Raw genomic sequence first — 15,311 nt, forward strand, 5'->3', positions numbered from 1 at the left:
GTGCGGGGACTTCAGAGCCCGCTCAGCGCTTGCCGCCGCTCTGCTTCGCCGTGGACTTGGTCGCGAGCCGGGTGGCCGCCCAGTCCTTGACGATGTTGATCGAGCTGGTCTGGGAGAGACCGGCGGTCTTGGCCGAGTCGTTGATGTCGGACGCCTCGATGTGGCCGTCCCGCCCGGTCTTGGGCGTCATCAGCCAGATGAGGCCGCCCTCCGCCAGGTACTCCAGCGCGTCGACGAGGGCGTCGGTGAGGTCCCCGTCGTCGTCGCGGTGCCACAGCAGGACGGCGTCGGCGACGTCGTCGTAGTCCTCGTCGACGAGATCCGTCCCGGTGAGCTCCTCGATGCCTTCGCGGAGGTCCTGGTCAGTGTCTTCGTCGTACCCCAGCTCCTGGATGATCTGGCCCTCTTCGAAGCCGAGACGGGTCGCCGGGTTGGACTTGTCCGCGGGGTCCGCGGTCGCGCTCACGGGAATAACCTCCAGTATTCGGCTCGGCATCCATGCCGAGGCTGTGGCCGTAGTCCACACGGGCGCGGCGGTTCGCGCAAGTACCCGACCCCCGATCCCCTCCAAAGGTTGACGTGTCGCACCGGAACACGCCGTGGGACGTGTCGGGAATCACACCGATTTGCCCTTTTCTGCATGGGCCGAGGATGCTTCGGGTGGTCCCGGCCCACAGGCCGTACGTGTGCCCGAGATGCGAACGGCATTCGGGGTCCGCGCGTGCGCGGGCGTAGAGTCTCCTGTTGGCCCTCACCCCGGCCGCCCGCCATCGGGCGGACGGGACACCAGGTCGGACCACCTCTTTTCGTAACACCCGGGGGTGTGCGGAGCGGACGGAGACGCCCGCACCACACACCGCCAGACCGGGCCGCCCAGCGGGCGGAACGGTTACCGATCGGTAGAGATGACGGATCTCCGAGCGCGGTAGCACGATGGAGGCGGCGCGACACACCTCAGTTTCGACCGACAGTGAAGGAACAGCGTGGCTTCCGGATCCGATCGCAACCCGATCATCATTGGCGGCCTTCCGAGTCAGGTCCCGGACTTCGATCCCGAGGAGACCGCGGAATGGCTGGAGTCGCTCGATGCGGCCATCGACGAGCGGGGGCGTGAGCGTGCCCGTTACCTGATGCTGCGGCTGATCGAGCGCGCCCGCGAGAAGCGTGTCGCCGTGCCCGAGATGCGCAGCACGGACTACGTCAACACCATCGCGACCAAGGACGAGCCGTTCTTCCCCGGCAACGAGGAGATCGAGCGGAAGATCCTCAACGCGACCAGGTGGAACGCGGCCGTCATGGTCTCCCGGGCGCAGCGCCCCGGCATCGGCGTCGGTGGCCACATCGCCACCTTCGCCTCCTCCGCGTCGCTCTACGACGTCGGCTTCAACTACTTCTTCCGCGGCAAGGACGCCGAGGGCGAGTCGGGCGACCAGATCTTCTTCCAGGGTCACGCCTCCCCCGGCATCTACGCCCGCGCCTTCCTGCTGGACCGGCTCACCGAGCAGCAGCTCGACGCGTTCCGCCAGGAGAAGTCGAAGGCCCCGTACGGCCTCTCCAGCTACCCGCACCCGCGGCTGATGCCGGACTTCTGGGAGTTCCCGACCGTCTCGATGGGCCTCGGCCCGCTCGGTGCGATCTACCAGGCGCGGATGAACCGCTACCTGGAGCACCGGGGCATCAAGGACACCTCGGACTCGCAGGTCTACGCCTTCCTGGGCGACGGCGAGATGGACGAGCCCGAGTCGCTCGGCCAGCTGTCGCTGGCCGCCCGCGAGGGCCTGGACAACCTGACCTTCGTGGTCAACTGCAACCTGCAGCGCCTGGACGGCCCGGTCCGCGGCAACGGCAAGATCATCCAGGAGCTGGAGTCCCAGTTCCGGGGCGCCGGCTGGAACGTGATCAAGCTGGTCTGGGACCGCAGCTGGGACCCGCTGCTCGCGCAGGACCGCGACGGCGTCCTGGTCAACAAGCTGAACACCACGGTGGACGGCCAGTTCCAGACCTACGCCACCGAGACCGGCCAGTACATCCGCGAGCACTTCTTCGGCGGCGACCTGCGCCTGCGCGCCATGGTCGAGAACATGACCGACCAGCAGATCCAGCACCTGGGTCGCGGCGGCCACGACCACAAGAAGATCTACGCGGCGTTCAAGGCGGCCCGCGAGCACAAGGGCCAGCCGACGGTCATCCTGGCGCAGACGGTCAAGGGCTGGACGCTGGGCCCCAACTTCGAGGGCCGCAACGCCACCCACCAGATGAAGAAGCTGACGGTCGAGGACCTCAAGCGCTTCCGCGACCGGCTGCACCTGCCGATCACCGACAAGCAGCTGGACGAGGGCTACCCGCCCTACTACCACCCGGGCCGCGACTCGGAAGAGATCCAGTACATGCACGACCGCCGCAGCGAGCTGGGCGGCTACGTGCCGACCCGCAAGGTGCGCCCGCGCAAGCTGGAACTGCCCGGCGACGACGCGTACAAGGCGGTCAAGAAGGGTTCCGGCAACCAGACCATCGCCACCACCATGGCGTTCGTCCGGGTGCTCAAGGACCTCATGCGGGACAAGGGCATCGGCAACCGCTTCGTGCCGATCGCGCCGGACGAGTACCGCACCTTCGGCATGGACTCGCTGTTCCCGTCGGCGAAGATCTACAACCCGCTCGGCCAGACCTACGAGTCGGTCGACCGGGACCTGCTCCTCGCCTACAAGGAGTCGCCGACCGGCCAGATGCTGCACGACGGCATCTCCGAGGCCGGCTGTACCGCCTCGCTGATCGCCGCCGGCTCGTCCTACGCGACCCACGGCGAGCCGCTGATCCCGGTGTACGTCTTCTACTCGATGTTCGGGTTCCAGCGCACCGGCGACCAGTTCTGGCAGATGGCCGACCAGCTGGCCCGCGGCTTCGTGATCGGCGCCACCGCCGGCCGCACCACGCTGACCGGTGAGGGCCTGCAGCACGCCGACGGCCACTCGCACCTGCTGGCCTCGACCAACCCGGGTGTCGTCGCGTACGACCCGGCGTACGGCTTCGAGATCGCGCACATCGTCCAGGACGGCCTGCGGCGGATGTACGGCTCCAGCGCCGAGCACCCGCACGGCGAGGACGTGTTCTACTACATGACCGTCTACAACGAGCCGATCAAGATGCCGGCCGAGCCCGAGAACGTGGACGTCGAGGGCATCCTCAAGGGTCTGCACAAGTACGCGCCGGGCACCGCGGGCCAGATCCCGGCCCAGATCCTCGCCTCCGGCGTGGCCGTGCCGTGGGCCCTGGAGGCCCAGCGCATCCTCGCCGAGGAGTGGAACGTCAAGGCCGACGTCTGGTCCGCGACCTCCTGGAACGAGCTGCGCCGCGACGCGGTGGAGGCCGAGGAGTTCAACCTGCTGCACCCCGAGGAGCAGCAGCGCGTGCCGTACGTCACCCAGAAGCTCCAGGGTGCCGAGGGCCCGGTCGTCGCGGTGTCCGACTGGATGCGCGCGGTGCCGGACCAGATCGCCCGCTGGGTGCCGGGTCAGTACCAGTCGCTGGGCGCCGACGGCTTCGGCTTCGCCGACACCCGTGGCGCGGCCCGTCGCTTCTTCCACATCGACGCGCAGTCGGTCGTCCTGGGGGTGCTCACCGAGCTCGCCAAGCAGGGCAGGATCGACCGCTCGGCGCTGAAGGACGCGATCGACCGCTACCAGCTGCTCGACGTGGCCGCGGCCGACCCGGGTGCCGCCGGCGGCGACGCCTGACCGGCCCGTAGGCACTGAGGCACCGAGGGGCCGGATCTCCGTACGGGGGGTCCGGCCCTTCGCCGTCCGTCGTGTTCTTGACCCTCACACCGGTGTGAGGTCCTAGGCTCGGCGTCATGACCGACGAGACGAGGCCCGGGCGCTCCGGGCGGCACCCCGAACCCGCCGACGGCGCGGGCGAGTTCAACCGGAACGTGATCGCGGAGTTCCGCACCCGGCAGGGGGCCGTCGGCGGCCCGCTCGCCGACGCGCCGGTCCTCCTGCTCACCGTGGTCGGCGCCCGCAGCGGCGAGCCGCGCACCACTCCCCTGGTCTACCTGCCGGACGGCGGGCGGCTGGTGGTCTTCGCCTCCAACGGCGGCAGCGAGCAGGACCCGCTCTGGTACCGCAACCTGGTCGCCCACCCCGAGGTGACCGTCGAGGTCGGCGCCGAGCGCTACCCGGCCCTGGCGGCCCCGCTCGACCCGGCCGAGCACGACGCGCTCTGGGCCCGTCAGATCGCCGCCCAGCCCCAGTTCGCCGGCTACCGCACCACCGCCAGGACCGTCCCGCTGGTGGCCCTCAGCCGCGCCTGACGCGCGGGGGCACCCGCCGCCCGGGCACCACGACGGCCCCGGACTCCGAGGAGTCCGGGGCCGTGGCGTGTGGCGTGTGGCGGGGCCGTGGGGCCGTGGGGCCGTCAGATGTGCACGGACGGGCCCGCGTCGGTGGTGCCGCGGCGGGTGAGCAGGCCGAGCGCGGCGGCGGCGAGGGCCACCACGGAGGCCACCGCGAAGGCGAGCGACATGCCGCTCACGAAGGACTCGTGGACGGCGCCGGCCATCGTGTCCACCGCCTGCTGCGGGGTGCCGGCCGGGGCCGGCGGGGCGATGCCGAGCTGGGCGGCCTGCTTGAGGCCCTCGCCCGCCGCGCCCTCGACCGGCGGCAGGCCGGCCTTGGCCCAGTTGCCCGGCAGCACGTCGCCGACCTTGGCGGCCATCAGGGCGCCCAGCACCGCGGTGCCGAGGCTGCCGCCGACCTGCATCGCGGCCTGCTGGAGGCCGCCGGCCACGCCGGAGAGCTCCAGCGGGGCGTTGCCGACGATCACCTCGGTGGCGCCGACCATGACCGGGCTGATGCCGAGGCCCATCAGGACGAACCAGAGCGACATCACGCCGTTGCCGGAGCCGGTGTCCAGGGTGGACATGCCGTACATCGCGACGGTGGTGATCAGCATCCCGGCCACGATCGGGATGCGCGGGCCCAGCTTCCCGATCGCCAGGCCGGCCAGCGGCGAGCCGACGATCATCATGCCGGTCATCGGCAGCAGGTGAACGCCTGCGTCAACCGGTTTTTGCTGGTGCACGTTCTGGAGGTAGAAGGTCACGAAGAAGATCGCGCCGAAGAACGCGAAGGCCATCAGCGCCATCAGCAGCACGCCCGCCGACAGCGGCACCGAGCGGAACAGGCCGAGCGGCACCAGCGGCTCGCGGGCCTTTCCCTGCCAGAGCGCGAACAGCACCATCAGGACCACCGCGCCACCGAGGAACAGCAGCGTCCGCCCGTCGCCCCAGCCCCACTCGGGGGCCTTGATGATGCCGAAGACCAGCGCGAACATCCCCACCGAGAGCAGCGCGATGCCGGGCAGGTCGAAGGACTTGGCGGCCTTCTCGGCCCGGACGTCCCGCAGGATCCACAGGCCCAGCGCCAGCGCGATCAGGCCGACCGGGACGTTGATGAAGAACACCGACTCCCAGTTGACGTGCTCGACCAGCAGGCCGCCGACGATCGGGCCGGCCGCGGTGGAGGCGCCGATCACGCCGCCCCAGATGCCGATCGCCATGTTCAGCCGCTCGGCCGGGAAGGCCCCGCGCAGCAGGCCGAGCGCGGCCGGCTGGAGCAGCGCGCCGAACAGGCCCTGGAGCACCCGGAAGGCGATCACGGTCTGGATGTTGCCGGCGAAGCCGATCGCGGCCGAGGTCACGGCGAAGCCCACCGCGCCGACCAGGAAGGTGGCCTTGTGGCCGAAGCGGTCGCCGATCTTGCCGGCGGTGATCAGGAAGACCGCCAGGGCCAGCAGGTAGCCGCTGGTGACCCACTGGATCTCGGCGGGCGCCGCGTGCAGCTTCTCCTGGATCACCGGGTTGGCGATGGCGACGATCGTGCCGTCCAGCGCGACCATCATGACGCCGACCGCGACGGTCAGCAGGGTCAGCCAGGGGTGCCCCTTGAGGCCGCCCCCCGACGGCGGGTTCGGCGGCGGTGCGTCCGCCTCGGAGTTCTTCACGACGGACTGGCTCATCAGTGCCCTCCGGGGGCGTGGCTGGGGTGCGGGACGTGGTCGTGGCGCCCCGGCCCACCCGTCCCCACAGGTGCCCCGGCCCGACGGGCGCCACCTCGGCAGGTTATGTCAGCCACTGACATTCGGCAAACGGTGACTTCTGGCCATTACTGACATTTGTCAGAGCGCTAGGATCGTGTTCCCACCGCCGTACCCAGCCCTCCGGAAGGCCCCTGCTCATGGCCGCTCGCACCCCCCGCACCACCGACGCCCCGGAGGGCCCCGGGCGCACGCCCGGACTGCGCGAGCGCAAGAAGCAGCAGACCCGGTACGCCCTGATCCAGGCCGCCCACACGCTCTTCCTCCGGCAGGGCTTCGCCCGGACGACCGTCGACGAGATCGCCTCCGCCGTCGACGTCTCCCAGCGCACCTTCTTCCGCTACTTCGCCAACAAGGACGAGGTCGCGCTCGCCGTGATGGCCGTGGCCGAGGACTACTTCATGGAGTGCCTGCGCCACCGCCCGGCCGAGGAGACCCCGCTCCAGGCCCTGCGCGCCTCGATCGTCAAGGCCTGGCACGACCTCGGCAGCGAGGAGGCCTCCGGCCCCGGCTCGATCCACAGCGCCCTCGAACTCATGCGGATGATCGAGGAGACGCCCCCGCTGCTCGCCGCCCACCTGCGGCGGGTCAACGAGCAGGAACGGCTGGTGGTCCGGGTGCTCGCCGAACGCGAGGGGCTGGACCCGGCCGAGGACCTGCGCCCGGCCGTGCTCGCCGCCGTCTTCGGCGGCCTGCTGCGCCTGGCCCACCTCTCCTGGAGCGCCGAGCACGAGCCGGCCGGCCCCGAGGGCATGGTCGCGGTGATCGAGCGCCACTTCGACCAGCTCGGCCCGGCCCTGGCCGGCCACTGGCACGCCCCCGCGTAGCCCCCGGCGGCCCACCCGCCTCATACCGGGGTATCACCCGGTACCCCGGTAGCACCCGGAAGTTCGGGCTCCAGTGCGACGCCCGGCGGGGCCCGCCCTCCTAGGCTGGCCCGCGATGAAGAACCTCACCGCCGCCGACCTCCGCCCGTACGCCCTGCGCCTGCTGGGCACCTTCCGACACCACCTGACCACCCCGAGCGGCGGCCACACCCCGCTGCTCGGGAAGTCGCCCCGGCGCTGGGTGCGTCGGCTGCCGTACGCCGTCGTCCTGATCATGCTGTCCTCGCTGATCCCCGCCGGGATCGCCACCCTGGTCGGCTTCTTCGGCCTGGTGCTCCCGGTGGCCGGCGCGCTCACCGTCGCCCAGACGGTGCCGCTGCTGCTCGCCATCACCCGGCCGCTGGCCGCCTGGTGGATCAGCGCGGGCACCCTGGTCGCCACCGCCACCATCACCGCCCGGTACGAGCAGCACGGCGGCACCTGGCCGTGGACCGCGCCGATGATCCTCTCGTACCTCTTCCTGCTGATCGCCCTGGCACTGCGGGAGAGCCGGGCCACCCTGCTCTCGGTCTGGCTCGCCACCATCGCGCTCACCGCGCTCACCACCACGCTCGGCCTGCCCCGCTCCGGCGACGGCACCACCATGCTGCTGATCGCGCTCAGCGGCGCCGTGCTGCTGCTCGGCTGGGCCGTCCGGGACCGCGCCGAGGCGCGCCGGCTGCTCAGCGAGCAGGAGCAGATCAGCGAGGTCGAGCGCGAACGCCGCACCCTGCTGGAGGAACGCGCCCGGATCGCACGGGAGTTGCACGACGTGGTCGCGCACCACATGTCGGTCATCGCGGTGCAGGCGGCCAGCGCGCCGTACCGGATCACCGGGGTGCCGGACGAGGCCGCCGAGGAGTTCACCGCGATAGCCGGCACCGCCCGCGAGTCGCTGGCCGAGATGCGCCGGCTGCTCGGCGTGCTGCGCAGCGAGGAGTCCGGCGGGGAGCGGGCCCCGCAGCCCGGAGTGGGCCAACTCGCCCAGCTGGTCGAGACGGTGGGCCGAGCCGGGGTGCCGGCCGAACTGACGGTGGAACCGGGCCTGGTGGACCTGCTGGACCTGGCACCGCAGGCCGTCGGCCTGTCCGCCTACCGGATCGTGCAGGAGGCACTGGCCAACGTGGTGCGGCACGCCCCCGGCGCGCGGACCTGGGTGTCCCTGACCACGGACGGCCCGGCGCTGCTGGTGACGGTGGTCAACGCGCCCCCGCCGCAGCGCACCGAGTCGCTGGAGGCCTCGGTCGAGGGCACCGGGCAGGGGCTGGTCGGAATGCGCGAACGCGTCCGGCTGGTCGATGGCAGGCTGGACACCGGCCCGCTGCCGGACGGCGGCTTCAAGGTGGCCGCCGTCCTGCCCGTCGACCGCCCCGACACCGACACTCCCTAGGAGACCACCGCATGACCATCCGCGTGATCATCGTCGACGACCAGGCCATGGTGCGCGCGGGCTTCGCGGCCCTGCTCAACGCCCAGAGCGACATCGACGTGGTGGGGGACGCGGCGGACGGCGCCCAGGCCCTGGAGGTCAACGGCCGCACCCACCCGGACCTGGTGCTGATGGACGTCCGGATGCCCGTCATGGACGGCCTGGAGGCGGCCCGGCGGCTGCTCGACCCGGCCGTGCCCGGCGCCCACCGGCCCAAGGTGCTGATGCTGACCACCTTCGACGTCGACGACTACGTGTACGAGGCGCTGCGCGCCGGGGCCAGCGGCTTCCTGCTCAAGGACGCCCCGCCGGCCGACCTGATCGCCGCGGTCCGGGTGGTCGCGGCCGGCGAGGCGCTGCTCGCCCCCTCGGTGACCCGCCGGCTGATCGAGGACTTCGCCCGCACCCGCCCGGCCAGGCGCCGCGACCCCAAGGTGCGGCTCAACGGCCTGACCCCGCGCGAGACCGAGGTGCTGGGGCTGATCGCCCGCGGCCTGTCCAACCAGGAGATAGCCGCCGGGCTGGTCCTCGCCGAGCAGACCGTCAAGACCCACATCGGGCGCATCCTCGCCAAGCTCGGCCTGCGCGACCGCGCCCAGGCGGTGGTCCTGGCCTACGAGTCCGGCCTGGTGACACCGGGTCAGTAAATACTCTCTCCTCTGATACCCGGGTAGCACCCGGGAGTTGGCCCCGCGGTGTGACGTCCGCGGGGCCGTCGCATTCCTACCTTCCTCCCCGTCGGAAGCCGAACCGAGTCGGCGGCCGAACGGACGAGGGGGGAGCACGGACATGCGCAGGTTCCGAGCCGGGCGGGCGATCGCCGGCGCCGCGATGGCAGTGGCGATCATGCTCGGCGCGGGCGGCTGGGCCGCCGACACCCAGACCCCGGTCACTGGCCCGCCGCCCGGCAGCGCCGCGTGGACGGCCGACACCTCGCTCGGCCTGCGGCTGCCCGACCCGGCCACCACCGAACCGGCCCGGGTCGCCGCGTTCTTCGCCGGACTGGACCCGGCCCGGCAGGACGCCCTGGCCGCCCGGTACCCGCTGGTGGTCGGCAACCTGGACGGCGCCCCGGTCGCCCTCCGGTACCGGGCCAACGCCCTGGCGCTGACCGCCGAGCGCACCCGCGAACTCGCCCGGGCCGCCGACCCCGCCCTCACCCCGCGGGACCACGAGGCCGCCCGCACCCGCGCCGAGCGCTACCGCGTCCTGCTGGACGGCGGCCGGCGGATCCTCGCCTTCGACCCGCGCGGCCGCGGCCAGGTCGCCGAGGTGTACGGCGACCTCGCCACCGCCCGCCGCACCGCCGTGATCGTCCCCGGCTCCGACACCGACCTGCTCCGCTTCGACCGCGCCACCGACCCGTACGGCACCCCGGCCGGCATGGCCCGGGCCCTCCTGGACGCCACCGGCGGACAGACCGCCGTGATCGCCTGGGCCGGCTACACCACCCCGCTCGGCCTCGGCCTGGACGCCGCCACCGAGGACCTGGCCCGGGCCGGCGCCCCCCGCCTCACCCGGCTGCTCGACGGACTCGCCGTCACCACCCGCCCGCAGGACCCGCCCACCGTGTTCTGCCACAGCTACGGCTCGGTGGTCTGCGGCCTGGCCCGCCCCACCCCCGCACAGGCCTCCGGCGTGGTGGTGCTCGGCTCGCCCGGCATGGGCATCGGCTCGGCCGCCGACCTCGACCCGGGCGTCCCGCTCTGGGCCACCGCCCGCAACGACTCCGACTGGATCGGCGACGTGCCCAAGGTCCGGCTGTTCGGCCTCGGCCACGGCGCCGACCCGACCGCCCCCGGCTTCGGCGCCCGCGCGCTGCCCGCCGCCGGATCCCACGGCCACAGCGGCTACTTCGCCCCCGGCACCGCCTCCCTCGCCTCCTACGCCGCCGTCGCGCTCGGCCGCGCCTGACCCGCCCGCACCAGAAGGAGCACCACCATGGCCGACACCCTCGCCACCCCGCCCCGCACCAACCGAGCGCTCGCCGCCGGACCGCTCACCGCCCTGCGCCGCGCCGCCGCCCGGGTCGACGCGAAGACCCCGGCCGACCGCGACCGCGCCCTGGACGGACTGCGCGCCCTCGCCCTGCTCGCCGTACCGGTCGGCCACTGGATGCTCGGCGGCTTCACCCGCTCCCCCGACGGCGCCCTGCACAACGCCAGCCCGCTCTCCACCCTCGGCTTCTTCGCCCCGCTCAGCTGGGTGCTCCAGATGCTCGGGGTGTTCTTCCTGGTCGGCGGCCACTCCTCGGTCCGCTCGCTGGAGCGGGCCCGGGCCAAGGGCGTCACGTACGGCGGCTGGCTGCGGGCCCGTACGGTCCGGCTGCTGCGCCCGGTGCTCGGGGTGGCGGCCGTCTGGGCGGCGCTGATCCCGCTGCTGCCCGCGCTCGGCGTCCCCGAGGACACCCTGCGCACCGGCGCCACCCTGGTGGTGCAGCCGCTCTGGTACATCGGGGTCTACCTGGGGCTGACGGCCCTCACCCCGCTCTGCGTGGCCGCCGGGCGCCGGCTGGGCGGCTGGTCGGCGGGCCTGCTGGTGGCCTCGGTCGCCGCCGTCGACCTGCTGCGGTACGGGCCGTGGGCCGAGGCGGTGCCGTCCTGGGTCGCGCTGCTGAACATCCTGCCGGGCTGGCTGTTCGGCTACCAGCTGGGCGTGCTCTGGGCGCAGGGCCGGCTGGGCCGCCCGGCGGCCCGGGTGCTGCTGCTCGGCGGCGGCGCGCTGTTCGCCGCGCTGCTGCTGGTCTTCCACTACCCGGCCAGCATGGTCGGCGTGCCCGGGGCCGAGCGGACCAACTCGCACCCGCCGTCCCTGCTGGTGCTCGCCCTGGCGGCGTTCCAGTGCGGCGCCGCGGTGCTGCTGCGGGAGCGGCTGGGCCGGCTGCTGACCGGCCGTCCGCTGCTCTGGCTGCCGGTCGTGGTGGTCAACCTGTCGGCGATGACGATCTTCTGCTGGCACCAGAGCGCGATGCTCGCGGTGGCGGTGCCCGGCGCGGCCGGCCTGGGCGCCGTCCCGGGGCTGACCACGGCGCCCGACTCGCTCGGCTGGGTGGCCGCCCGGCTGGCGCTGCTGCCGCTGTTCGGCGCCGTGCTGGTGGCGGTCGGCTGGTTCACCCGCCGGTTCGACGGCCCGTGGACGGCCCTCTCCCGGGGCGGCAAGGCGGTGGCCGGGGCCGCGGCGGCGCTGTTCGCGGCGTACGCGCTGGGCATGGTGTGACGGTCCACCGGGTGCGGCTGCTCCGAACGGCGGGGCGCGCGACGGCCGCAGGGGCGTGGACTGGTCGGTCCGCGCCCCTGCGGCCGTCGCCACCCGCCCCCGATGCGCCGTGCCGCGCGCCGGGGGCGCGCTGTCAGTGTCCTGCCCTACCCTGCCGCCATGGTGACGTTCGACGAGTTCCGCACGATGGCCCTGGCCCTGCCGGAGGCCGCCCAGGAGCCGACCTGGGACATCGAGACGCTGCGGGTCCGCGGCCGGATCTTCGCGATGGGCGCGCCCGACGGGGACCGCGTCACCGTCAAGGCCTCCCCCGAGGACCAGGCCGAACTGCTCGCCGCCGAGCCCGAGGTGTTCTCCTCCGCCCCGTACGTCGGACGGCACGGCTGGGTGAGCGTCCGGCTGGACCTGGTGGACCGGGACGAGCTGCGCGACCTGGTCACCGAGGCCTGGCGGCGGACGGCGCCGAAGCGCCTGGTCCGCGCGTTCGACGAATCCGACGGGTCCGGCGAGTCCGGCGAGACCGGCGAGTCCGAGGCCTGAGCGCGCTCCGTACGAACCACGTCCCGAGCCACTTCCCGAGCCACCCCCCGAACCACTGTCCGAACCACTGGGAGACGTCGGACGGACACCCCCGGTTCATGTGAGCCATCCCACAGTTTAGGCGTTCCCGCCACCCCTTCGGGCCCCCTAGGCTTGCGCAGGGAAGTCAGCAGAGCTATCGCACCCTCCGGGCACCACCGCCCGCGAAACGGTGCGGGCCCCAAGGGAGTTGGTGCGGTGCGCATCCGTCGGCGCTGGAAGCGGGTACTGATCGGGGCGTTCGCCGGCTGCGCGGTGCTCGCCGACGCCGGGGCCGTCGCCGCCGCGGCCGCCGTCTCCTCCGAACAGCTGGCGATCTCCACGCCTCCGGCCGGCAGCGCCGCCTGGGTCGAGGACCACTCCTTCGGCCGCTCCCTGCCCGACCCGGCGACCACCACCCCGGCCGCCGCCGCGGCGTTCTTCGCCTCGCTCGCGCCCACCGAGCTGGACCGGCTGATCCAGGACTACCCGCTGGTCGTCGGCAACTACGACGGCGCCCCGCTGGACCTGCGCTACCGCGCCAACCGGATCGCCCTGGCCGCCGAGCACGACCGGGCCCTGGCCCGCGCCGCCGACGGCACGCTGGACTCCGACACCCGCGCGCTGGCCGTCTCCCGCGCCAACGACGTCGAGCACCTGCTCGCCCCCGACCGGCAGGTCCTGGCCTTCGACCCGCGCGGCCGCGGCCTGGTCACCGAGGTGTGGGGCGACCTCGCCGACGCCGAGCGGATCTCCGTGCTCGTCCCCGGCTCGGACGCCGACCTCGGCCACCACGACCAGGCGGCCGACCCGCTGCGCTCCCCGGCCGGCATGGCCCGCGCCCTCCACGCCGAGGAGCAGCGCCAAGCCCCGGACACCCGGACCGCCGTGATCTCCTGGACCGGCTACGTCACCCCCTCCGGCCTCGGCCCGGACGCGGCCACCTCCCGGCTCGCCGACGTCGCCGCCCCCCGGCTGGAGCGGCTGCTCGCCGGGCTCAAGGAGACCACCCGGCCGGACGCGCCGCCGGCGCTGCTCTGCCACTCGTACGGCTCGGTGGTCTGCGGCACCGCCGCCCCGGACATCCCGCGCGCGGCCGCCTCGCCGTCCGACACCTCCGGCATCACCGACCTGGTGGTGTTCGGCAGCCCGGGCATGGGCGTGCAGAACACCGGCGAGCTGGGCGCGGGCGTGCACCTCTGGGCCACCCGCAACCCCAGCGACTGGATCGGCAACGTGCCGTTCATGGAGGTCGGCGGGCTCGGCCACGGCGCCGACCCGGCCGCGAGCGGCTTCGGCTCCGAGCTGATCTCCTCGGCCCGCGCGGCCGGCCACAACGGCTACCTCTCCGCGGGCACCGACAGCCTGCACAACTTCGCGGCGATCTCCCTCGGCCACTACCAGGACGTGGTCCGGGCCAACCCGGGCTCCTAAGGCCTGTCCTCGTACAGCCGAAGGGCCTCCGCCGCCGCCCGGGCCAGTTCGCGCCGGGCGGCCGGCGGAGCCAGCACCTCGACGTCCGCGCCGAAGGCCAGCAGCGACCGGACGGCCGCCGGGGCCGGGAAGGCCATCGCCACCTCGGCCCACTCCTCGGCCGGCCCGGCGCCCGGCTCCGGCGGCGGTGCGGTGATCCGGCCGCCGTGGATGCGCAGGAACATGTCCAGCCGTCCGCGCCGGACCCGCACCCGCACCGGCACGTCCTTCGGCAGCCGCTCGACCTGCTCGCGCAGCACCGCCCAGACGTCGCCGAGCCCGACCCCGGTCCGGCGCCGCACCGCCTCCTCGGTGGTGTCGGCGGCCAGCACCCGGTCGGCCCGGAACAGCCGCGGCTCGCCGTGCAGATCGGCCACCAGGTACCAGACCGCGGCCTTGCTCACCAGCCCGTACGGGTCGACGGTGTACTCCACCGGCGCGGGCGTCCCGCTGTGCCGGTAGCGCAGCCGCAGCCGCCGGTCGGCGAAGACGGCGTACTGCAGCTCGCCCAGGTCCGGTCCGGCGGCGGGGCCGGTCGCGCCGGGGGTCTGCATCCAGCGGGCCGGGTCCACCAGGATCCGCTCGCGGATCCGCTCGGCGGCCGGCCGGTGCGGGGCCGGCAGCGCCGCCATCACCTTGCGCAGCGCCGAGCCGAGCGCGCCGTCCAGCCCGAGGTCGCTGTGCGCGCCCTGGGCGGAGAGCACGAACAGCGCCCTGGCCTCGTCCGCGGTCAGGCCGGTGACGTCGGTGCGGTAGCCGGGCAGCAGGCCGATGCCGCCGTGCCGCCCGCGTTCGGTGAACACCGGCACCCCGGCGGCGGAGAGCGACTCGACGTCGCGGTAGATGGTGCGGACGGACACCTCCAGCCGCTCGGCGAGTTCGGTGGCGGGCACCCGGCCGCGGGTCTGGAGCAGCAGGAGGATCGAGAGCAGGCGGTCGGCCTTCATGGTCCAAGAATCCCAGTAATCCTGACGGCCGTTGTCAGGTTTTACTGGGAGATTGCGTTCCGGGCCCGAAACGAGCCCGAAAGACCACCCGACACCAGGGAGTTGAGCGCCATGACCGCCGTCCAGGACGCCCGCCCGCAGTACCAGGCCGCCCTCGACCAGCTGGAGAAGCTGTTCGCCACCGTCGCCCCGGCCGACCTCGACCGGCCCACGCCCTGTACCGAGTTCACCCTGCGCCGGCTGCTCAACCACGTGGTCGGCGGCGTCCACCGGTTCGCGTACATGGGCGAGGGCGGCCGCGCCGAGGACACCGTGGCCGCCATCGAGGACCCGTCCGACGAGGGCTGGCCGGCCGCCCTGGGCCGGGCCCGCGCCCGGGTGACCGCCGCCTGGGCGGACGACGCCAAGCTCGGCCGCCCGACCGTCGCCCCCTGGGGCGAGGTGCCCGGCGCGATGGCGGTCGGCGGCTACCTGATGGAGCTGGTGACCCACTCCGGGGACATCGCCCGGAGCCTCGACAACGGCTTCGCCCTGGACGACGACCTGGCGCGGACCGCCCTGGGCATCGCCGAGTTCGTGCTGCCGGCCGAGCGGCGGGTGCCGGGCGTGCCGTTCGCCGCCGTCCGGCCGGTCGCCGAGGACGCCGACGTGCACACCCGGCTGGCCGCCTGGATGGGCCGTACGGTCTGAGCCCCGATCCAGAACGAGCGCGTCCGCAACGCCCACGGC

General features: G+C 73.5%; 13 protein-coding genes. 10 read left to right on the forward strand and 3 right to left on the reverse strand.

The features are described from left to right. Window positions 1-22 precede the first annotated feature (22 nt). Window positions 23-466 (reverse strand): DUF3052 domain-containing protein, encoded by a 444-nt coding sequence (locus ACFU6K_RS11380; protein WP_049652614.1) that lies wholly within the window; start codon window positions 464-466, stop codon window positions 23-25. A gap of 517 nt (window positions 467-983) precedes the next feature. Between ACFU6K_RS11380 and aceE the strand changes: the two genes are divergently transcribed. Together aceE and ACFU6K_RS11390 are read left to right on the forward strand one after the other, a co-directional pair. Next, a complete protein-coding gene (gene aceE, locus ACFU6K_RS11385; protein WP_380662321.1) occupies window positions 984-3,734 on the forward strand; it encodes a pyruvate dehydrogenase (acetyl-transferring), homodimeric type in 2,751 nt (916 codons plus the stop codon). Window positions 3,735-3,850: 116 nt separating this feature from the next. Beyond that, the gene (locus tag ACFU6K_RS11390; protein WP_380662322.1) at window positions 3,851-4,309 is read left to right on the forward strand and encodes a nitroreductase/quinone reductase family protein; all 459 of its coding nucleotides are present in this window, start codon (window positions 3,851-3,853) and stop codon (window positions 4,307-4,309) included. Window positions 4,310-4,413: 104 nt separating this feature from the next. Here ACFU6K_RS11390 and ACFU6K_RS11395 read toward each other — a convergent pair whose 3' ends face one another. Then, on the reverse strand, window positions 4,414-6,015 hold the full coding sequence (locus ACFU6K_RS11395) for an MFS transporter (protein ID WP_380662323.1): 1,602 nt from the start codon (window positions 6,013-6,015) through the stop codon (window positions 4,414-4,416). Window positions 6,016-6,233: 218 nt separating this feature from the next. Here ACFU6K_RS11395 and ACFU6K_RS11400 point away from each other — a divergent pair, with 218 nt between their 5' ends. The 7 genes from ACFU6K_RS11400 (at window position 6,234) to ACFU6K_RS11430 (ending at window position 13,596) form a co-directional block, all read left to right on the forward strand. After that, window positions 6,234-6,920, forward strand: coding sequence for a TetR/AcrR family transcriptional regulator (locus ACFU6K_RS11400; RefSeq protein WP_380662324.1), 687 nt, complete (start codon window positions 6,234-6,236; stop codon window positions 6,918-6,920). A gap of 115 nt (window positions 6,921-7,035) precedes the next feature. Continuing rightward, on the forward strand, window positions 7,036-8,349 hold the full coding sequence (locus tag ACFU6K_RS11405) for a sensor histidine kinase (protein ID WP_380662325.1): 1,314 nt from the start codon (window positions 7,036-7,038) through the stop codon (window positions 8,347-8,349). Window positions 8,350-8,360: 11 nt separating this feature from the next. Further along, a complete protein-coding gene (locus ACFU6K_RS11410; RefSeq protein WP_380662326.1) occupies window positions 8,361-9,035 on the forward strand; it encodes a response regulator in 675 nt (224 codons plus the stop codon). Between the two features lie 142 nt (window positions 9,036-9,177). Further along, entirely contained in the window at window positions 9,178-10,302 is a 1,125-nt protein-coding gene (locus ACFU6K_RS11415; protein WP_380662327.1) for an alpha/beta hydrolase, read from the forward strand. Between the two features lie 27 nt (window positions 10,303-10,329). Continuing rightward, window positions 10,330-11,604: an acyltransferase gene (locus ACFU6K_RS11420; RefSeq protein WP_380662328.1), complete on the forward strand. Its 1,275-nt coding sequence runs from the start codon at window positions 10,330-10,332 to the stop codon at window positions 11,602-11,604. A gap of 159 nt (window positions 11,605-11,763) precedes the next feature. Next, window positions 11,764-12,144, forward strand: coding sequence for an MmcQ/YjbR family DNA-binding protein (locus ACFU6K_RS11425; protein ID WP_380662329.1), 381 nt, complete (start codon window positions 11,764-11,766; stop codon window positions 12,142-12,144). A gap of 237 nt (window positions 12,145-12,381) precedes the next feature. Next, window positions 12,382-13,596: an alpha/beta hydrolase gene (locus ACFU6K_RS11430; RefSeq protein WP_380662330.1), complete on the forward strand. Its 1,215-nt coding sequence runs from the start codon at window positions 12,382-12,384 to the stop codon at window positions 13,594-13,596. On the opposite strand, the gene ACFU6K_RS11435 is transcribed toward ACFU6K_RS11430, so the two are convergent. Continuing rightward, the gene (locus tag ACFU6K_RS11435) at window positions 13,593-14,582 is read right to left on the reverse strand and encodes a helix-turn-helix transcriptional regulator (protein WP_380662331.1); all 990 of its coding nucleotides are present in this window, start codon (window positions 14,580-14,582) and stop codon (window positions 13,593-13,595) included. The two genes, ACFU6K_RS11430 and ACFU6K_RS11435, sit on opposite strands and share 4 nt — an antisense overlap. 111 nt (window positions 14,583-14,693) lie before the next feature. On the opposite strand from ACFU6K_RS11435, the gene ACFU6K_RS11440 reads away from it, so the two are divergent. After that, window positions 14,694-15,272, forward strand: a complete 579-nt coding sequence (locus ACFU6K_RS11440) for a TIGR03086 family metal-binding protein (RefSeq protein ID WP_380662332.1) — start codon at window positions 14,694-14,696, stop codon at window positions 15,270-15,272. Window positions 15,273-15,311 lie beyond the last annotated feature (39 nt).

It is taken from the genome of Kitasatospora sp. NPDC057512, from assembly GCF_042802135.1.
Taxonomy (GTDB): Bacteria; Actinomycetota; Actinomycetes; order Streptomycetales; family Streptomycetaceae; genus Kitasatospora.